Source organism: Leifsonia sp. 10L418 (assembly GCF_056395445.1).
Genome location: NZ_JBFTJN010000001.1, coordinates 518,260 through 537,115, shown reverse-complemented (window position 1 = coordinate 537,115; position 18,856 = coordinate 518,260). Strand labels below are relative to the sequence as shown.

Annotated in this window: 15 protein-coding genes; 12 read left to right on the top strand and 3 right to left on the bottom strand. The window is 64.7% G+C overall.

All coding sequences use genetic code 11. The annotated features are described in order from the left end of the window. Window positions 1–60: 60 nt before the first annotated feature. Window positions 61–1,101: an L-idonate 5-dehydrogenase gene (locus AC1DCF_RS02490; protein WP_477209627.1), complete on the top strand. Its 1,041-nt coding sequence runs from the start codon at window positions 61–63 to the stop codon at window positions 1,099–1,101. 164 nt (window positions 1,102–1,265) lie between these two features. Here AC1DCF_RS02490 and AC1DCF_RS02485 read toward each other — a convergent pair whose 3' ends face one another. Continuing rightward, window positions 1,266–1,982 (bottom strand): FadR/GntR family transcriptional regulator, encoded by a 717-nt coding sequence (locus AC1DCF_RS02485; protein WP_441792640.1) that lies wholly within the window; start codon window positions 1,980–1,982, stop codon window positions 1,266–1,268. A gap of 427 nt (window positions 1,983–2,409) precedes the next feature. Between AC1DCF_RS02485 and AC1DCF_RS02480 the strand changes: the two genes are divergently transcribed. Together AC1DCF_RS02480 and pth are read left to right on the top strand one after the other, a co-directional pair. Next, window positions 2,410–2,988 carry a 50S ribosomal protein L25/general stress protein Ctc gene (locus AC1DCF_RS02480; protein ID WP_477209626.1) on the top strand — a complete coding sequence of 193 codons (579 nt, stop codon included), beginning with the start codon at window positions 2,410–2,412 and terminating at the stop codon, window positions 2,986–2,988. A 38-nt stretch (window positions 2,989–3,026) separates the two neighbouring features. Next, complete coding sequence (gene pth, locus AC1DCF_RS02475) at window positions 3,027–3,608, top strand: aminoacyl-tRNA hydrolase (protein WP_477209825.1); 582 nt, start codon at window positions 3,027–3,029, stop codon at window positions 3,606–3,608. Between the two features lie 91 nt (window positions 3,609–3,699). On the opposite strand, the gene AC1DCF_RS02470 is transcribed toward pth, so the two are convergent. Further along, on the bottom strand, window positions 3,700–4,683 hold the full coding sequence (locus AC1DCF_RS02470; RefSeq protein ID WP_477209625.1) for a LacI family DNA-binding transcriptional regulator: 984 nt from the start codon (window positions 4,681–4,683) through the stop codon (window positions 3,700–3,702). A gap of 323 nt (window positions 4,684–5,006) precedes the next feature. Here AC1DCF_RS02470 and AC1DCF_RS02465 point away from each other — a divergent pair, with 323 nt between their 5' ends. The 7 genes from AC1DCF_RS02465 (at window position 5,007) to AC1DCF_RS02435 (ending at window position 14,790) form a co-directional block, all read left to right on the top strand. Further along, window positions 5,007–6,659 (top strand): amidohydrolase, encoded by a 1,653-nt coding sequence (locus AC1DCF_RS02465; RefSeq protein ID WP_477209624.1) that lies wholly within the window; start codon window positions 5,007–5,009, stop codon window positions 6,657–6,659. A 58-nt stretch (window positions 6,660–6,717) separates the two neighbouring features. After that, the gene (locus tag AC1DCF_RS02460) at window positions 6,718–7,629 is read left to right on the top strand and encodes an ABC transporter substrate-binding protein (RefSeq protein WP_477209623.1); all 912 of its coding nucleotides are present in this window, start codon (window positions 6,718–6,720) and stop codon (window positions 7,627–7,629) included. 138 nt (window positions 7,630–7,767) lie between these two features. Beyond that, on the top strand, window positions 7,768–8,643 hold the full coding sequence (locus AC1DCF_RS02455) for an amino acid ABC transporter permease (RefSeq protein ID WP_477209622.1): 876 nt from the start codon (window positions 7,768–7,770) through the stop codon (window positions 8,641–8,643). 11 nt (window positions 8,644–8,654) lie between these two features. After that, window positions 8,655–9,407 (top strand): amino acid ABC transporter ATP-binding protein, encoded by a 753-nt coding sequence (locus AC1DCF_RS02450; RefSeq protein WP_477209824.1) that lies wholly within the window; start codon window positions 8,655–8,657, stop codon window positions 9,405–9,407. Window positions 9,408–9,480: 73 nt separating this feature from the next. After that, complete coding sequence (gene mfd, locus AC1DCF_RS02445) at window positions 9,481–13,137, top strand: transcription-repair coupling factor (RefSeq protein WP_477209621.1); 3,657 nt, start codon at window positions 9,481–9,483, stop codon at window positions 13,135–13,137. 70 nt (window positions 13,138–13,207) lie between these two features. Then, on the top strand, window positions 13,208–13,642 hold the full coding sequence (locus AC1DCF_RS02440; protein WP_477209620.1) for a GntR family transcriptional regulator: 435 nt from the start codon (window positions 13,208–13,210) through the stop codon (window positions 13,640–13,642). Continuing rightward, window positions 13,639–14,790 carry a DUF1648 domain-containing protein gene (locus AC1DCF_RS02435; protein WP_477209619.1) on the top strand — a complete coding sequence of 384 codons (1,152 nt, stop codon included), beginning with the start codon at window positions 13,639–13,641 and terminating at the stop codon, window positions 14,788–14,790. Before AC1DCF_RS02440 ends, AC1DCF_RS02435 begins: the two co-directional genes overlap by 4 nt. Before the next feature lie 146 nt (window positions 14,791–14,936). Here the strand turns inward: AC1DCF_RS02435 and AC1DCF_RS02430 are convergent, their stop codons facing one another. After that, on the bottom strand, window positions 14,937–16,124 hold the full coding sequence (locus AC1DCF_RS02430) for a Na+/H+ antiporter NhaA (protein WP_477209618.1): 1,188 nt from the start codon (window positions 16,122–16,124) through the stop codon (window positions 14,937–14,939). A 157-nt stretch (window positions 16,125–16,281) separates the two neighbouring features. Between AC1DCF_RS02430 and AC1DCF_RS02425 the strand changes: the two genes are divergently transcribed. After that, window positions 16,282–17,097: a nucleoside triphosphate pyrophosphohydrolase gene (locus AC1DCF_RS02425; protein ID WP_477209617.1), complete on the top strand. Its 816-nt coding sequence runs from the start codon at window positions 16,282–16,284 to the stop codon at window positions 17,095–17,097. Between the two features lie 3 nt (window positions 17,098–17,100). Further along, window positions 17,101–18,834 carry an alkaline phosphatase family protein gene (locus tag AC1DCF_RS02420; protein ID WP_477209616.1) on the top strand — a complete coding sequence of 578 codons (1,734 nt, stop codon included), beginning with the start codon at window positions 17,101–17,103 and terminating at the stop codon, window positions 18,832–18,834. Window positions 18,835–18,856: the final 22 nt, after the last annotated feature.

Here is an 18,856-nt window from a genome sequence, read left to right as displayed (position 1 = left end):
CATGAAAGCGACCACAACTGCAGTCTCGCGGTGCAACACCCACGTCATTTAGGAGTCGCCATGTCAATTCCCACTGAAACGCTCGCCGTCGTCGCCCACGCTGCCGGAGACCTGCGCGTCGACACCATCGCTGTGCCGCAGCCGTCGGCCGGCGAAGCGCTCGTCGAGATCGCCTACGGCGGCATCTGCGGCTCCGACCTGCACTACTGGCAACACGGTGCGGCGGGGGAGTCGATCCTCAAGGCGCCGATGGTGCTCGGCCACGAGATCGTCGGCACCGTCGTGCAGCAGGCCGCCGATGGCAGCGGACCCGCCGTCGGCACACTCGTTGCCGTGCATCCGGCCACCCCCGGCGCCGGCGACGGCTCGGCCTTCCCCGCCGACCGCCCGAACCTGTCCCCGGGCTGCACCTACCTCGGCAGCGCCGCGCGGTTCCCGCACACCGAGGGCGCCTTTGCGAAGTACGCCGCCCTGCCGACGCACATGCTGCGCGCGCTTCCGGCCGGACTCACGCTCCGCGATGCCGCGCTCACCGAGCCGGCCAGCGTCGCCTGGCACGCCGTCGCACGGGCCGGCGACCTGACCGGCAAGCGCGTGCTCGTGATCGGGGCCGGACCCATCGGCTCCCTCATCGTCGCCGTCGCCAAGCGCGCCGGCGCATCCGAGATCATCGCCACCGACATGCACGACCTGCCGCTCGAGAACGCGGTTCGCCTCGGCGCCACCGGCACTCTCACGGCCACGGATGCCGACGCGATCGCCTCCGTCGCGGCCGATGTGGTCTTCGAATCCTCCGGCAGTCCGCGCGGTCTGGCTTCGGCCGTGCGCGGTGCCGTGCGCGGCGGGCGCGTCGTGATGGTGGGCTTGCTTCCCTCCGGTGAGCAGCCTGCGCTGATCTCGCTGGCGATCACCCGTGAGCTCGAGCTGGTTGGGTCGTTCCGGTTCAACGACGAGATCGATGAGGTGCTCGCGGCACTCGCCGACGGATCCCTCGTCATCGACCCCGTCGTCACGCACGAGTTCGCCGCCGCCGACGCCCTCGAGGCGTTCGAGCTGGCCCGGGACGCGTCGCGTTCGGGCAAGGTGCTGTTGCGCTTCTAGTCGTGGTGGGGGCTAACTCAGGAAATCTCCGAGATCACGGCCGGGACATCCGCAGAATCATGCCAATTTCGAATCTGGCGACGAGGGATTTCCTGAATTAGCCACGGGCGCAGCGAAAAGGATTGGCCCTCGGCGGCTTGGCGGGTTCGACCGCCGGAGACAGCTCAGGCGAAATACGGCCGGGGTGTGTCAGCCCAGGTCGGCTCGACCTCGGCGATCGTGCGCCGCATGATCAGTTCCATTGCCGCCCGCGCCTTGTCGGGGTGCCCGCCCTGAATGGCGTCGGCGACATCGACGTGCCACTGCAGCGCCGTCTCGTGCGGCCGCGTCGGCATCAGGCCGAGGTCGGTGCGGCCGGAGAGCACGGCGCCGATCGGCTCATCGAGACTGGCGAACATCTCGTTACCCGAGCCGTGCAAAACCAAACGGTGAAACAGGATGTCCAACTCAAGAAAGCGGTTGAGGTCGCCCGCGCGCCCCACGGTGCGCATCTGTGCGGCCACCGCCATCAGCTGAGCCGATACGTCTTCGGGGCAGTGCTTCGCGGCCAGTTCGGCGGCCATCGGCTCGACCGCGGAACGCAGCTCGCTCAATGAGCGCAGCTGAGCGCCCTTGGCGTCGCCTTCGAGGCGCCAGCGGATGACCGTCGGATCGTAGGCATTCCAGCGCTCCGGCGGCAGCACCCGGATGCCGATGCGGCGCACCGACTCGACCAGGCCCATCGCGGCGAGCACCCGGATTGCCTCACGGACGACCGAGCGGCTCACACCCTGGGTCTGAGCGATGTCATCGGAGTGGAGCACGGTTCCGGCGGGGGAGCGGCCGTCGATGACTGCGCGTCCCAAGGCGTCGGTGACACGGTTGTGAAGGCTGGACGGCATGGGTGCAAATGTACCGCGTACGGGCCGTTCGGTCTGGGTGCCTCGCCCGCGGCGGTACCGAATTCAGGAGCCGAGCGGCGAGTCGCGGGCGCAGGCCGCGAATTCGGCCCCGAAACGGATGCGACACAGCTCCGTTCCTGAATTGGGTACCGGCAACGTGGGTGGCCAGATGGGCTAGAGGGGGCGTGTCGGCGGCGGTGGCCGCAATCAGCTAAACTTGACCCTTGAACTTCGGCGAGGGACGCCGCTTCCTGGAAACAGGGTGCAGCATCCGTTATCGACGCGGCGAAAAGGCCTTCGGCTTTTCCTCACGCTGACATGCGTTCGAGTTGAACCAGTATCCACCGCGAATCTCGCACAGCGAATCTCGCAGCGCGAACTCTCGCGACAACGAACTGGGCTGAAGAAGCCCGCAAGGAGAACCATCATGGCTAACGACAACAAGGTTTCCGCAGAACTGCGCGAAAAGTTCGGCAAGGGCTTCGCACGTCGCCTGCGCGTTGACGGCAAGATCCCCGCAGTGATCTACGGTCACGGCACCGACCCGGTTCACGTTGCTCTTCCCGCACACGAGATGACCCTCCTGCTGCGCAAGGCCAACCAGGTTCTCGAGATCGACCTCGCCGGCACCACACACCTCGCCCTCGTCAAGGATGTTCAGCGCGACCCGGTTCGCCAGATCATCGAGCACCTCGACCTCATCGTCGTCGTCAAGGGCGAAAAGGTTCAGGTTGAAGTTGCTGTTCACACTTCGGGCGAGGTCTTCCCGGGCAACAACGTTGACCTGGAGACCAAGACCCTCCTGCTCGAGGTTGAGGCCACCCACATCCCCGAGTTCGTCACCATCGACATCTCGGGCCTCGAAGACGGCGCTCAGATCCACGCCAAGGACATCCCCCTGCCGACCGGCGCTTCGCTCATCACCGACGCCGACCAGCTCATCATCAACGTCTACGCACCGCGTGGCGAAGAAGAAGCAGTGGCAGCAGCACCCGCTGCTGAGTAATCATTTTCAACTGGTTTCGTTCTAAGCGGAGGAATCCCCTGGACACGAATCTCTGGCTCGTAGTCGGGCTCGGTAACCCCGGGCCCGGCTACGCCGGCCACAGACACAATGTCGGTCAGATGGTTCTGGCCGAGCTTGCACATCGCATGCACGCGAATTTCAAGAGCCATAAAGCCAGCGCGCAGGTCGCTGAGGGGCGCACCGCTCCCGGCGGGCCCAAGCTCGTGCTGGCGAAGCCGAACTCGTTCATGAACGTGTCGGGCAAGTCCGTGTCGGCGCTGCTGCGCTTCTACTCGATTCCGCCCAGCCGACTGATCGTCATTCACGACGAGCTCGACCTCCCGTTCGACAGCCTCAAGCTGAAAATCGGCGGCGGTCACGGCGGCCACAACGGGTTGCGCGACATCATCGCCTCCACCGGAACCGGCGATTTCATTCGCCTGCGCGTCGGTGTTGGACGCCCGCCCGGTCGTCAAGACCCTGCAGACTTCGTGTTGCGTGACTTCACCGCGGCCGAGCGCGCAGTGCTGCCGTCGATCATCGATGAAGCAGCGGATGCCGTCGAGCTGGTTGCCGTCGAAGGTCTCGCCTCCGCGCAGCAAAAGGTGCACAGCCCATAACGCTTCCCCGTCGGGCGGGGATACTGGCCTCTCCGCGTGCCGCGTTTGTGGCAGGAAGCGGAAGGAAGCGAGCAAAAAGCGCCCTCGCGCGCTAGCCGGACTCGCGGATTCGCAGAGGCGCGCCCACCGGAACCCGCACCGGAACGGTCGGCCGAGGGTGATCGAGAAGCGAGATCAGAAGTTCAGCGCACGCCGCACCGAATTCACGTGGCTGAAGGTCGACTGCGGTAATGCGCGGCGTGTGGAACTCCATGAGCGGGCTGTCCACTCCCGAGATGAGCTTGATTGTTTCGCCCACTCGGTGATCGAGTGTGCGCAGGATTCCCGCAACACGAACGGCGATGCCGTCTCCGCCCGCGAGGATCGCATCGCAACCACTCATCGGTTCGACCCACGGCCGAAGAACGCCGGCGAGAGTGTCATTTGACGCATGGGTGTCGAGGACGAGCACTCGCGGCTCTTTCTGGTGCTTCTCGCACCACCAGCGATAGGCCTTTTCGAGCTCGGCTGCCCAGGACGAGACCTGGTCGATGAGCAGCAACCCCGGCCGCACAGCCCCCTGGTGCAGAAACCGGTCGAACACCTCGACGGTGCTCTGAAAGTTGGGCGACTCGACGATTCCCCACGGATCGGGGAGGGCGACGTCTGGCGCATCTCCCGAAACGACGGGAAGGTCCTGCCGCAGAATCACCTCGACTCCGGGATCGTCAGAGTGCGGCTCGACCAGGATGAATCCGTCGACGGACGGCACCTCGATACGTGGTTGATTCGAGATGCTGGGAACGATGAGCAACGACGTGTCGTGTTGCTGCAGGGCGTTCGCGACGCCCACGGTGACCTCGTTGTAGTAGCCGAAGTGCACGGCGGAATTGGGCATATAGAGCCCCACGCTGCCCGTCCTTGATTGGCGAAGGGCCCGACCGAGACGGTTGACCCGATACCCCGTGTCATCGAGAATCGCGAGGATTCTCTGCCGGGTCTCTTCAGAGACGCCCTTCTTGCCGTTGACGACCAAGGAGACCGCGGTCGTCGACACCCCCGCAATGTCTGCGACTTCAGCGAGTGTTATGGCCATCTGATTGCCTCCGATTGAAACGCAGCCTTCTCCGTGTGCGAGAAAGCCTCACTGCCCCGGGTGAGTAGGCCTGGGCCATACGCCCCACTTTCGCTGACACCGATCATTGCCCTCACCCCGCTCCTGTGCGCACCACCGAATGACTTTTACTTTATCGATTAAGTGTTTTTACTTGATCGATTAAGTGAATTGGTTGTAGGGTCCAGGTTAATCGATTTAGTGCCGTGAGGGCAACTAGTGCGAAGTGGCAGTCGGAGCGTGCATACGCGCCCTTCTGCGGCGTTGCGTCGGGTCGGAAATTTCAACGAATGAGGTTGTGCAGCGTGCAGCAATTGGATTTGGCTTTCGTCAACGGAAGCGTCTTCGACGGCGTGTCAGACGCCCCGGTCGCGATGAGCGTCGGCGTGCGCGACGGCATCATCGTGACGCTTGACGCTGAGCAAGTTGACGCAGGTATCACTCCGGCCACGCGTGTTGTCGACGTGACCGGCCGCCTGCTGCTCCCCGGATTCATCGACGCTCATGTGCATCCGGTCGAAGGGGGCATCGAACGGCTCGGCTGCGATCTCTCGTCGGGATCGAACCGGGAGGACTACCTGGAGCTGATCGGCGACTATGTGCGCACGCATCCCGACCAGGACTGGATCATCGGCGGAGGCTGGAAGCAGGCCGCATTCCCCGGCGGCAACCCGCATCTTCGCGACCTTGACGCGATCTCGACGGTGAAGCCGATGATCATCTCCAACCGTGATCACCACAGCGCCTGGGTCAATTCGGTCGTGCTGCGCATGGCCGGCATCGACAAGGACTTCCCAGATCCTGTCGACGGCCGCATCGAACGCGACAAACTCGGCAATCCGACCGGAACGCTCCATGAGGGTGCGCGGATGTTGGCGCTTCGTCTTGCCCCGGCTCCCACGAAACGGGGATCCCTCGAAGGCCTGCTGGAGGCCCAGCGCTATCTCCACTCGTTTGGAATCACGGGCTGGCAGGATGCCCTGATCGGTGACTACGGCAACCACAGCGCTGACATCGTTGACGCCTACCAGGAAGCGATCGACACCGACCGCCTGCGGGCACGAGTGAACGGCGCGATTTGGTGGGAGCGCGAGCAAGACGAGTCGCAGATCGATACCGTGTTGGCGCTGCGGGAGCGCTTTCAGCATGAGTTCTTTCGGGTGACGACGGTCAAGATCATGCAAGACGGCGTTACCGAAAACATGACGGCCGCTATGACCGCGCCGTATGTCGTCCCCGGTCACTCCTGCTCCCACGCCGAGACCGGGCTGTCATTCTTGGAACCCGCGAAGCTCGATCACTTCGTCACTCTGCTCGACTCCCACGGTCTGCAGGTGCACTTCCACGCCATCGGCGACCGCGCGGTGCGTGAATCCCTGGACGCGGTTGCGGCGTCGCGGGAGAAGAACGGTGATACCGGACCCACCCACCACATCGCCCACGTGCAGGTCATCCACCCCGCTGATCTGTCTCGATTCGCCGAACTCGACGTTGCGGCGAACATTCAGGCGCTCTGGGCCTCCAACGACCCCCAAATGGTCATGCTCAACCTGCCCATTCTCGGCGAGGAGCGCACGCCGTGGCAGTATCCGTTCGCAAGTCTGCAGGCGGCAGGCGCCCGACTGTGCGCGGGTTCGGACTGGCCAGTGACCAGCCCCGATCCCTGGCTCGGGATCCATGTCGCGGTCAACCGCCAGCACCCGTCTTGGCATCCCGACTTCAACTCCGAGGTTTTCGTTCCCCAGGAACGCATTTCACTCGATGCGGCCCTCCGTGCGTACACGAGTGACAGTGCCCGCATCAACAACCGAGGGAACTACTCGGGGGCGATCAAAGAGGGCTACGTCGCCGACCTCGTCGTCGTCGACCGCAATCCGTTCGAACACCCCACGAGCCAGATCGGCGCCACCACGACGCTCGAAACGTTCTTCGCCGGTGAGTCCGTCTACATCGCCTGATCACCTCTCGTTCTTTCCGCACCACCTGAGTCACATACAGCAAAGGAGCATTGTCGCTATGAAACGAATCACCCTGAGCAGCCTCGCTGCGGGAGCCCTCGTCGGTCTGTTGGCCGGCTGCGCTCCGATCGGAGTGTCGACGAGCAGCACGGTCGATCCCGACCGGAAAACGGGTGTCGACATCAGCACGATCGCCGAGAGCAGCGCAGCGATCAAACTGCTTCCCTCGGAAATCACGAAAACCGACAAGCTTGTCATCGGTGTCGACCCGACATATGCGCCCAACGAGTTCAAGGACAAAGACGGCAACCCGATTGGCTGGGAAATCGATCTGATGGATGCGGTCGCCGCGAAACTGGGGGTGACCACCGACTACCGGGTGGCGAAATTCGACAACATCGTGCCCAGCATCCTCGGCGGAAAGTATGACCTCGGCCTCGGCGGCTACTACGACACGAAGAAGCGTCAGGAAACACTCGACCTCGTCGACTTCGCCATCGCCGGAAACCAGTTCGCTTCGGCGAAAGACAACCCGATCACGTCGGAGCTCGACGTGTGCGGGTTGAAGGTCGCCGCGCAGAACGGTGGTTCTGCGCCCCTGATCTACCTGCCGGAACTCGACACCAAGTGCGCAGCGGCGGGCAAGGAGCCCATCGAGGTGCTCGGCTACGACACACAGGATGATGCGACAGCGGCACTGACGCTCGGTCGCGTCGACGCGATGGTCGCCGACTCACCGGTCGTCGGCTACGCGGCGCGTCTCAGCGACGGCAAGCTCGTCACCTCCGAGGTGTACGACTCGACCCTCTCGGGCGCTCCGATCGCGAAGGACCGTGGCACCTTCTCCGAATCACTGCGTGTCGCTCTGCAGGAGCTCATGGACGAGGGAACCTACCAGTCGATCTTCGAGTACTGGGGTGTCGAGGGTGGCGCAATCGACACGATCATTGTCAACGGAGCCCAGGAATAGTCAGCACGACCGAGAAATCGGTGACGAGAGAAATCGGTAACGAGAACTGTGGAACAAGCACAGACTGAGAACGGTCTCGGCGGGACACGTCCCACCCAGGCGATTCGCTTGAAGCATCCGTGGCGAAACACTGTTGCAGTGTTCCTCATCCTCGGGCTGGTGCTCTTCGTCATCGACGCGAGTCAGCGGCCCGCGTACGACTGGGGAGCATTCGCAACATACCTCCTCGATCCGCGCATCGTGCAGGCCGCGGGAGTTACACTGCAATTGACCGTCTACTCGATGGTTCTCGCAGTGGCACTGGGAATTCTGCTCGCCATCATGCGGCAGAGTCCGAACCCGATCTTCCGCTCCGTCTCACTGGTCTTCATCTGGCTGTTTCGCGGAACTCCGGTGTATGTGCAGCTTGTGTTCTGGGGCTTGTTGTCGACGATCTACCGCTCGATTGACGTGGGCATACCGTTCGCGACCCCGTGGGTGCAGATCGAGACAATCGATGTCGTGAGCGTGTTCTGGATTGCCGTGTTCGGGCTTGCGCTGAACGAAGCCGCATACATGGCAGAAATTGTTCGCGCGGGTCTTCTCTCCGTTGACAAGGGTCAGACCGAGGCCGCGACGGCGCTCGGTCTGACCTGGGGCAAGACGATGCGCAAGATCGTGATCCCGCAGGCCATGCGCGTCATTATCCCGCCGACCGGCAACGAGGTGATCTCGATGCTCAAGACCACGTCGCTGGTGACCGCGGTGCCCTTCAGCCTCGATCTCTACACCCGCTCCCGCGACATTTCAGCTGAGACGCTGAACCCGATTCCACTGCTGCTCGTCGCCTCGGTGTGGTATCTGCTGTTCACCTCGTTGCTGATGGTCGGGCAGTACTTTCTCGAGCGTCGATTCGCTCGGGGGTATGACCAGCGCAGTGCGCCTCAGGAGGTCGGCAGCGCGCGACCGGAGCCGAAAGACAGCGCCTCCACGCCTGTGGCGGCAGGCATTCGACGTGAGAAGGAAGTGTCGTGAACGTGAGACCGATGGTCAGCGCCGAGGATGTGCACAAGTCGTTTGGCAGCAATCAGGTGCTCACAGGCGTGTCGATGAAGATCGCTGCCGGCGAGGTAGCCTGCGTGATTGGGCCGTCCGGCTCGGGAAAATCGACGTTCCTGCGGTGCCTGAACCACCTCGAACAAATCGACCAGGGGCGAATCATTGTCGACGGTTCTCTGATCGGCTACCGAGAGCGCGGAGACAAGATCTACGAGCTGAAGCCGAGCGAAGCGGCCGCGCAGCGGCAGGACATCGGGATGGTGTTCCAGCGGTTCAATCTGTTTCCCCATCTCTCAGCGCTGGAGAACATCACCTGTGCGCCTCGGCTTGTTCATGGGGAGGGCGGAGCGTCCGCTTCCAGACGAGCCAAGGAGCTGCTTGACCGCGTCGGCCTGGCCGACAAGGCAAGTTCTTATCCGAGTCAGCTCTCAGGAGGACAGCAGCAGCGGGTGGCGATCGCACGCGCTCTGGCGATGGAACCGAAGTTGATGCTCTTCGACGAACCAACCTCAGCACTCGACCCGGAGCTGGTCGGCGAGGTGCTTGACGTGATGAAGGAGCTCGGCCGAAGCGGGATGACGATGGTCGTTGTCACCCACGAGATCGGATTCGCCCGTGAAGTCGGAGACTCGCTCTATTTCATGGACGGCGGGCAGATCGTCGAGTCGGGTAAGCCGAGCGAAATGATCTCGAATCCTCAACAGGAGCGCACCCAGGCATTCTTGTCAAAGGTGCTCTAGCGGTGTTCGGCCGTCCCGACCATGGGGCGGCCATCGCTCGGCGACCAGGTGCGCTCCCGATTAGACTTGACCGGTGATCCTCCAGGGCTTAATCGCAGCGCTTTCTCGCGCCTCCACGTTCGAAAAGTCCCTCGGCTTCGCTGCCAGAGACGCCGACTTTTCGCTCACCGAAGGGTTACGAGCCCCTCTTCTCGCCGCACTGCTCGGACGCCGTCGCGAACTCGGCAAGGCCGAAGCACTGCTCATCATCACCGCGACCGGGCGCGAGTCGGAGTCACTGCGCGAGAACCTCGGCTGCTTCACGGTGGGTGCCGGCGCGGATTCCGCCGAGATCATCGACTTTCCCGCCTGGGAGACGCTGCCGCACGAACGCCTGAGCCCGAGCGCCGAGATCGTCGGCAAACGCCTGCACGCTTTGCGACGGATGCGCGAGTGGCAGGAGCTGCCGGCCGAGACGCGCCATCCGCTCGTCATCGTCGCCTCGGTGCGCGCCGCTCTGCAACCCGTCGCCGATAACCTCACCGACTTCGAGCCCATCGAGCTGACCGCGGGAGGGCGCGGCAACGACCTCTCCGCGATCAGCCTGCACCTGGTCGACGTGGCCTATTCACGCGTTGACATGGTCACCCGCCGCGGTGAGTTCGCCGTGCGCGGCGGCATCCTCGACGTGTTCCCGCCGGTCGCGGCGCACCCCTACCGGATCGAGTTCTTCGGCGACGAGGTCGAGCAGATTCGTGCATTCTCGGTCGCGGACCAGCGCTCGCTGCCCGAACCGATCGACTCGGTCAGCCTGCCGCCGAGCCGTGAACTCCTGCTCAGCCCGGCCGTGCGTCAGCGCGCCCGCGAGATGCAGCACGAGTTTCCGAGCCTGGCCGGGATGCTCGCCAAGATCGCCGAGGGCATCCCCGTCGACGGCATGGAGAGCCTTGCTCCCGCGCTCGTCGACCGGCTCGTTCCGATCACCCACTACCTGCCAGAGGGCGCCGCCATCGCGGTGATCTCGCCGGAACGCGTCGCCTCCCGGGCAATCAGCCTGGCCGACACGAACCGCGAGTTTCTCTCGGCGGCCTGGAACGCCGCGACCGCCGGCGCCGAGGCGCCGATCGACCTCGAGTCCGGTGACTTCCTCACGCTGGGCCGCCTCAAAGACTCGGTCCAGTTCTCGGCTCCGGGCCAGCCGACGCCCGACCACCCCTGGTGGACGCTGAGCTCGTTCCAGGCCGCCCCGTCCGACGAGGTCGTGCTGCCCGAGCACCGCGAGATCGACGACCTGCTCACCGTGCGCATCGAAGCGGATGCCGTTCCCAGTTTCCAGGGCAGCGTCGAGGGAGCCGTCGGTCACCTCGCCACCCGCCTGAAAGACGGCTGGACCGTCGGCATCGTCGCGCAGGGCGCCGGTCTCGTCGAACGCGCCGCCGACGTTCTGGCCGAGTTCGAACTGCCGGCCCGGATCGTCACCGAGTTTCCGGCGGAGCCGGAACCCGGCATCGCCTACCTGCTCAAGGCATCCATCGACCACGGTTTCGAGATTCCGGAAACCAAGCTCACGCTGGTCAGCGAGTCCGAGTTCTACGGCCGCACCGTCGGCTACGACGCGCGTCAGATCAAGAAGCTCGCGAGCCGCCGCAAGAACGTCGTCGACCCGCTCCAGCTGAAGACCGGCGATCACGTCGTGCACCAGACGCACGGCATCGGTCGGTTCATCGAGCTGACCCAACGCGAAGTTTCGAGCGGCGGGCGCAACCCGGTCAAGACCAAGCGCGAATATCTCGTGCTGGAATACGCGCCGTCGAAGCGCGGCCAGCCGGGCGACAAGCTCTTCGTGCCCACCGATCAGCTCGACCTGGTCAGCCGCTACGTGGGCGGCGAGGCGCCGACGCTGAGCAAGATGGGCGGCAGCGACTGGTCGGCCGCCAAGACCAAGGCCCGCAAGGCCGTGCGCGACATCGCCGTCGAACTGGTCAAGCTCTACTCGGCACGGATGGCCAGCAAGGGTCACGCTTTCGGGCCGGACACCCCGTGGCAGCGCGAGCTCGAAGAGGCGTTCCCGTTCGCCGAGACGCCCGACCAGCTGACCACGATCGAGGAGGTCAAGGCCGACATGGAGCGGCCGATCCCGATGGATCGCCTGATCTCCGGCGACGTCGGCTTCGGCAAGACCGAGGTCGCCGTGCGTGCCGCGTTCAAGGCGATTCAGGATGGCAAGCAGGTCGCCATGCTGGTGCCGACGACGCTGCTGGTGAACCAGCACCTCGAGACCTTTCAGGAGCGGTTCGCCGGTTTCCCGATCCACCTGCGCGCCCTTTCGCGCTTCCAGACCGAGAAGGAGTCGCGCGAGACGATCGCCGGCCTGCTCGACGGCACCGTCGACATCGTGATCGGCACCCACCGTCTGCTCTCTGAATCGATCATCTTCAAAGACCTCGGCCTGGTCATCATCGACGAGGAGCAGCGGTTCGGCGTCGAGCACAAAGACCAGCTGAAGAAGCTGAAGACCAACGTCGACATCCTCGCGATGAGCGCGACACCGATCCCGCGCACGCTCGAGATGGCGGTCACCGGCATCCGTGAGATGTCGACCCTGGCCACCCCGCCGGAGGACCGGCACCCGATTCTCACCTTCGTCGGTCCGTATTCCGAGCGGCAGGTTGCCGCGGCGATCCGCCGCGAGCTGCTGCGCGAGGGCCAGATCTTCTTGGTGCACAACCGGGTGTCGAGCATCAACCGGGTGGCCGCCCAGCTCGCCGAGCTCGTGCCGGAAGCCCGCATCGCCGTCGCGCACGGCCAGCTGCCGGAGGCGCAGCTCGAACAGATCGTCGTCGACTTCTGGGAGCGCAAGTTCGATGTGCTCGTGTCGACCACGATCATCGAGACCGGCCTCGACATCGCCAACGCGAACACCATCATCATCGACCGGGCCGACAAGTTCGGCCTGAGCCAGCTGCACCAGCTGCGCGGCCGGGTCGGTCGTGGCCGGGAACGCGCTTACGCCTACTTCTTGTACGACGAGAACAAGCCGCTGTCAGAGACCGCGCACGACCGGCTGGCGACGATCGCGGCCAACAACGAGCTCGGCGCCGGCATGCAGGTGGCGTTGAAGGACCTCGAGATTCGTGGTGCCGGAAACCTGCTCGGCGGCGAGCAGGCCGGGCACATCGCGGGTGTCGGCTTCGACCTCTACCTGCGGATGATCGGCGAGGCCGTGAGCACGTTCCGCGGCGATGTGGCCGAAGGTCAAACTGAGCTGCGACTGGAACTTCCGGTCGACGCGCACATTCCCGACGACTACGTCGACAGTGAGCGGTTGCGGCTCGAGGCCTACCAGAAGCTGTCGGGCGCGAGCTCGGCCAGCGCGGTCGACGGTCAGATCGATCTCGTGCTCGAGGAGCTCACCGACCGCTACGGCGAGCCGCCGGCCCCGGTGCAGAACCTGATCGCCGTGTCCCGGCTGCGCCGCCAGGCCCAGCAGGCCGGTCTCGGCGAGGTCGTCGCGATGGGCTCGAACCTGCGCGTCGCGCCGGCCGACCTGGCCGATTCTCTGCAGGTGCGCCTGCAGCGGATGTACCCCGGCTCCCGTTACTTCACCCAGAACGGCTCGCTCACGGTGCCGATGCCGCGGGTGAACGGCGAGCCGCTCGCCGACTCCGAGCTGATCAACTGGGCCGGCACGTTGCTGACGGCGATCTTCCCGCCCGCGCCCGTGCAGGCATCGGTCTCGACGCCCGCGTAGGTGCCGGGGCTTGCCCCACCCATCTGTGTTGTCTATAGTGGTACAGACGGAACAGATTGGAGGGGCAATCATGCAGATTGAAATCGATCCGCAGTCACAAGTCCCGATTTATCAGCAGATCAGAGACCGGGCGGTCGAGGCGATCGCCTCCGGCGTGCTCGTGCCGGGGGAGCAGCTCGCCTCGGTGCGCCAGCTCGCTCTCGAATTCGGAATCAACGTGCAAACGGTGAGCAAGGCCTACGACGCGCTGCGGCAGGAAGGCCTGATCCGCACCAACCACAAGTCGGGTTCGGTGATCGCACGCGGCCCGGGCGACGCGGTGGCCACACCGAACTTCGTCGACGACTGGTCGGCCCGGCTGTCGACGCTCCTCGCCGAAGCGGTCGTGCAAGGCGTCACCGACTCCGAGATTCTGGCGCGCACCGAGCAGATTGTTCATGCGTTCGCCGCGCTGCGCAACACCTCGCCTCACTCACCACACACGGAAAGTCCTGAAGTCCCATGAGTTGGTTCGCTGTCGTCCTTCCCCTTCTCATCATGGCGTTCGTCGCGGTGATGTTGCTCCTCATGCCGTCGATCACGCGGGCGACCCTGCCGCTCGGCGTCAGCATCCCGCAGCAGCGCACCGGAGAGCCGGTTGTGCTCGAAGCGGTGAAGCGATATCGGTGGGCTGTCGGCATAGCGTTCGCCGTGAGCGCCCTCGCGGCTCTGTTGCTGGCCGGTGTCTCCGTGGTCGCCGCGGTCATCGTGCCGGTGCTGCTGCAGCTCGTGCTCTCGATCGGCGCCTACGTCGTGTGCCGTCGAAGCATCCAACGGGCCAAGGCCGCTGAGCACTGGTACCAGGATGTCCCGGTGCGCCTCAGCGGAACGCTCACCGCAACCCAGACTCGCGCGTCGACCCCGATCGGCTGGTATATCGCGGCCACGGTGCTGCTCGCCGTTGTCGCCGCGTTCGGCGTGTCACTCTACGACTCGCTGCCGACGACTCTGACGACCCACTGGAACGCCGCCGGTGAGGCCGACGGCTTCGCACCGAAGTCGGTCTGGTCGGTCTTCGGTCCACTGTTGATCGGGCTGGGCATGATTGTGTTTCTGTTCAGCATCGCCCGGTTGACGAGCCGGATTCCGCTGCGACGGGTCGCCGACTACAGCGCAGAGCAGCAGCTCGCGATGCAGGATCTCATGCAGCAGCTCGTCGGCCAGCTCACCCTCGTGCTCGCCGCGATCTTTGGGGCGATCAGTCTGCAGAGCTGGTTTACACCGCACAACGAGGCGGTGAATCTCGCAATCGCGATTCTGGCCCCCGTGCTGATCTTCCTGCTGATCGGCGTCTTCCTGGTGCGTCAGCGCAGAATCGTTCGCCGGGTCGCGGTCACGGCGGGAGCAGGAGCGTCAGCCGCCTCAGACGCGGGTGCCTCGGCATCCGTAGCCGCAGGTTCCACCCAGCGCGCCGACACCCCCGACGACGACCGCTTTTGGAAGGGCGGCATGATCTACCTGAACCGCAACGATCCGGCACTCTGGGTGCCGAAGCGGTTCGGGGTCGGCTGGACGGTCAACCTCGGTCACCCGGGCGGAATCGCGATCATGACGATTCCCGTGCTGATCGTCATCGGCGTTGTCATCGTCGCCATCGGCTCCAGCCCGCGCTAGAACGTTTCGGTGGTTGAGGAGGCCCGCCAGGGCCGTCTCGAAACCCGGTGAGTCGATCTTCAAACCCAACCACGGTTCAAGGATCGGCTCACGCGGTTTCGAGACGCGGCCGACTCCGTCGGGCGCTCCTCAACCACCGAGAATGACTACTCCGCAGTCGCCGCCTCGTGGTGATGCGAGATCTGGCGGTAGTGCTTCGCACGCAGAGTCACGAAGATGGCCGCGGCGACGATCGAGATTCCGGAGCCAAGCAACACGGCGAGGGTTCCCTCATCCGCGACCTCGTGCTGTCTGGCGAAGGCCAGTTCACTCATCAGCAGCGACACGGTGAATCCGATCCCGCCGAGGCAGGCCACCATCATGATGTCGGGGAATTTCAGAACCGACCGGTCCCGGGCGATCAGGATGCCGAGCCCGCCGGCCAGGGTGATGCCGAGCAGCTTGCCCACCGGCAACGCGACCAGGATGCCCCAAAATGCCGGGCTCAGTTCACTGATCGACACCTGCGGAATTGCCACCATCGCGGCGGTGAGTGCGAATAACGGGAGAACGAAGCCGTTCGAGAAAGGCTCGAGGATGTGATGTGCTCTCCCGGCCGGAATCCGGGCCATCACGAGCCCGAGGATGACGCCGGCGATGGTGGCGTGCACACCGGAGCGCAGCGTGAAGTACCAGGTGAGCACGCCGAGGATGACGAGCACGATGACGAGTGGCCAGGCCGGGCGACGCGAGAGCACCCACGCTGACCGGGGCTTCAGCATCCGGCTGACCAGCCCGAACGCGGTGGCGGCGATGGCGGCGTACCCGATGAACTGCAATTGGGGGTCTTGGGTGAAGAAGAAGGCGATGATCAGAATCGCGACCAGGTCGTCGAGCACGGCGAGGGCCAGCAAGAAAACGCGCACACGGGTCGGGATGCCGCGGCCGAAGACGGCGAGCACACCGAGAGCGAAGGCGATGTCCGTGGCGGTCGGCACCGGCCAGCCGGCGCTGAGCCCGCTGCCGCTCGTGATGAGCAGGTAGACGCCGGCCGGAATGATCACTCCGCCCATGGCGGCCAATGCGGGAAGAGCGGCCTTGCTGAAGCTGTTCAGATCGCCGATGACGAGTTCACGTTTCAGCTCGACGGCGACGAGAAAGAAGAAGATCGCGAGCAGGCCGTCGCTGATCCAGTGCTTGGTTGAGAGATCGAGGCCAAGAAGAGGCATGTCGATGTGGGCGCCGAGCGCGTTGATCAGGGCCGGCCCGATCGGAGTGTTCGCCAGAATGAGGCCGATAGCGGCCGCGGCGAGAAGAAGTCCGGCGGCGTAGCGCTCAGAGCGGATGATTTTCATGGGAATCCTGCCTGCCCCGTCGGGGGTGGTCGAAGAGTAATGAACGAATTGCTTCGTCCGCCGACCAGACTTCCCGGCTCACCACGCCCAGCCTAGCAAAACCCCGATTCGAAGCCGGTCGACATGCCTACGATAGAACCAACCCAGAGGAGCTCTCGTGACCAACCCCTTGTTCTCAGCCGCAGGTTCGGCCGCGCCGGCCGTGCCATCCGCGTCATCCGCGCCGACCGCCGCTTCCGCCGCATCCGTGCCGAACGAAGAGCCGACGGCATCGACGCCGAGCGAACTCGACACCCTGATCGAGACGGTGGCGAAGCTGCGCGCCCCCGGCGGCTGCCCCTGGGACGCCGACCAGACCCACGCCTCGCTCGTGCAGTATCTGACCGAGGAGAGCCACGAACTCATCGAGGCGATCGAGTCAGGCAACCGCGACGAGATGCTCGAAGAGCTCGGCGACGTGCTCTACCAGGTGCTCTTCCACGCCGACATCGCCGCCCACACGAGCGGTGAAGACTTCGACATTCAGGATGTCGCCGCGGCGATGAACCAGAAGATGGTCGGTCGGCACCCCCACGTCTTCGGCGATCTCACGCTCGACACCGCCGACGACGTCGTCGCGGCCTGGGACGACTTCAAGGCGCAGGAGAAGCCGCACCGCACGAGCGTGCTCGACGGGATTCCGCAGGGGATGCCGGCACTGGCGCTCGCCGACAAGGTACTGGGCCGGGCGGAGAAGATCGGCCTGATCGAGGTGGAGACCGAGCCCTCGATGGCTCTTGGCAGCGAAGACGAGCTGGGCCCGCTGCTGCTGGCGATCGTCGCAGCGGCGAAGTCGCAGGGGCTGGATGCCGAACGTGCGTTGCGCACCGCGGTACGCGACCTCCAAGACGAGATTCGCAGCGCCGAGGCGGAGTCTTCGGCTGGTGGCGACCCGTTCGATGCCGGCGTAATCGGTACACCGATGCAAAGATGACCTATGTCTCCGAGTGACACCTCCGCCGAAAAGCCCTCCCGCCGCTCGTTTCTGAAGGGCGCCGGCCTTGCCGCTGCCGGGTTCGCGGTCGGCGGCGCGACCGGGGGAGCCATTGGGGCGGCGCTCGGCGCGGCCAGCGTAGAGGGCGACGACGAGCGCTCGGCGCCACTCGATCCCCGGCACGAACCCGGCTTCGATCACGTTGTCGTGTTGATGTTCGAGAACCGTTCCTTCGACAACCTGCTGGGTTGGCTGTACACCCGTGACACGGTTCCAGCCGGGCAGAAATTCGACGGCCTGGCGATGGGCAACTATCACAACGCTGCCCCGGACGGCACCGTCATCGACGCCCATGTCTACACCGGCAGCACCGACTCGATCATGAGTCAGCCGAACCCCGACCCCGGCGAGGAATACCCGCACGTCAACACCCAGCTCTTCGATATCGTCGACCCGGCTTCGAACGCCGATCTCTCCGCCGGATCCTGGAAGGCACCATACAATGCCCCGGCTCCCGGCCAGACGCCCAAGAACTCGGGGTTTGTGCGTGACTATGACATCAACTTCCGTCGGCTGAACAAGGGCAAGTCACCGACCAGGGAGCAGCTTGCCGTGGCGATGGGCGGTTTCTCGCCGCAGATGCTCCCGGTCACATCGACGCTGGCCCGCAACTTCACCGTCTTCGACTCCTGGTTCTGCGCGGTTCCGTCGCAGACGTTCTGCAACCGGTCGTTCTTTCATGCGAGTACCTCGCACGGTTTCGTCACGAATCGAGGCGACGGCGGCTACCAGAAATGGCTCGATGCTCCTCCGACGCCGACGATCTTCAACCGGCTGCAGGACGCCGGACTCAGCTGGCGGGTCTACTACGACGAGGCGCAACTCATCTCGTTCACCGGAATGATTCACGCCCCGGTTCTCGAAAAGTACTGGAAAACCAACTTCCGCACGATGGAGCAGTACTACCTCGACGTGAAGAACGGAAACCTCCCGGCCTACGCGTTCATCGAACCGCGCATGACCTTCAACCACAACGATATGCATCCGCCGATCGGACATCTCGAGGAATCGGATGTCGAAGGCGTCGACATCTTCAATGGCGCGCTGTCGGATGTGCGTGCCGGCGAAGCCTTGCTGCATGACGTCTACTCGTCGATTCGCGCCAGTGCCTCCCCGAAGGGCTCGAATGCCAACAACACCCTCTTTCTGGTCACGTTCGACGAACACGGCGGAACCTTCGACCACGTGCGCCCGCCGCGCGCCGTACCGCCGACCGATGAGGCCGAGCCGGGAGAGATGGGCTTCACTTTCGACCGCCTGGGACTTCGGGTGCCGGCGATCGCCATCTCGGCGTATACCAAGGCGGGCACGGTGATCAACGATGAGATGCATCACGCCTCGGTCATCCGCACGCTCAGCCGACTGCACGGGCTGGCCCCGCTGACCAATCGCGATGCCGGAGCCAACGACCTCTTCAGCTTGGTGAACCTGACCAAGCCGCGCCCGGCATCCGACTGGCCCGACACGCATCCGCAGTACACGCCGCCGAACCCCGAGGCGGTGCCGCACCCGAAAGAAGATAACCGCGACCGTCCGCTCAGCGCGCCGGCCACCGGGCTGCTCGGGCTGTTGGTCGCCCGCTACGGCACGCCGGGAGCCAAAGTTCCCGAGACCTACGGGGAGGCGTTCGACGCGTTGTCCGATCACGGCCAGGGACTGTTCGGCACGCTCGACTGAGCGATGTTTGGATAGCCTCTCC

Bases quoted from the DNA above. Each gene is read 5' to 3' on its own strand.
- AC1DCF_RS02480 (WP_477209626.1), top strand. From the start codon at position 2,410: ATGGCTAACGACAACAAGGTTTCCGCAGAACTGCGCGAAAAGTTCGGC.
- AC1DCF_RS02470 (WP_477209625.1), bottom strand. From the start codon at position 4,683: ATGGCCATAACACTCGCTGAAGTCGCAGACATTGCGGGGGTGTCGACG.
- AC1DCF_RS02460 (WP_477209623.1), top strand. From the start codon at position 6,718: ATGAAACGAATCACCCTGAGCAGCCTCGCTGCGGGAGCCCTCGTCGGT.
- AC1DCF_RS02440 (WP_477209620.1), top strand. From the start codon at position 13,208: ATGCAGATTGAAATCGATCCGCAGTCACAAGTCCCGATTTATCAGCAG.
- AC1DCF_RS02435 (WP_477209619.1), top strand. From the start codon at position 13,639: ATGAGTTGGTTCGCTGTCGTCCTTCCCCTTCTCATCATGGCGTTCGTC.
- AC1DCF_RS02490 (WP_477209627.1), top strand. From the start codon at position 61: ATGTCAATTCCCACTGAAACGCTCGCCGTCGTCGCCCACGCTGCCGGA.
- AC1DCF_RS02450 (WP_477209824.1), top strand. From the start codon at position 8,655: ATGGTCAGCGCCGAGGATGTGCACAAGTCGTTTGGCAGCAATCAGGTG.
- AC1DCF_RS02420 (WP_477209616.1), top strand. From the start codon at position 17,101: ATGTCTCCGAGTGACACCTCCGCCGAAAAGCCCTCCCGCCGCTCGTTT.
- AC1DCF_RS02485 (WP_441792640.1), bottom strand. From the start codon at position 1,982: ATGCCGTCCAGCCTTCACAACCGTGTCACCGACGCCTTGGGACGCGCA.
- AC1DCF_RS02430 (WP_477209618.1), bottom strand. From the start codon at position 16,124: ATGAAAATCATCCGCTCTGAGCGCTACGCCGCCGGACTTCTTCTCGCC.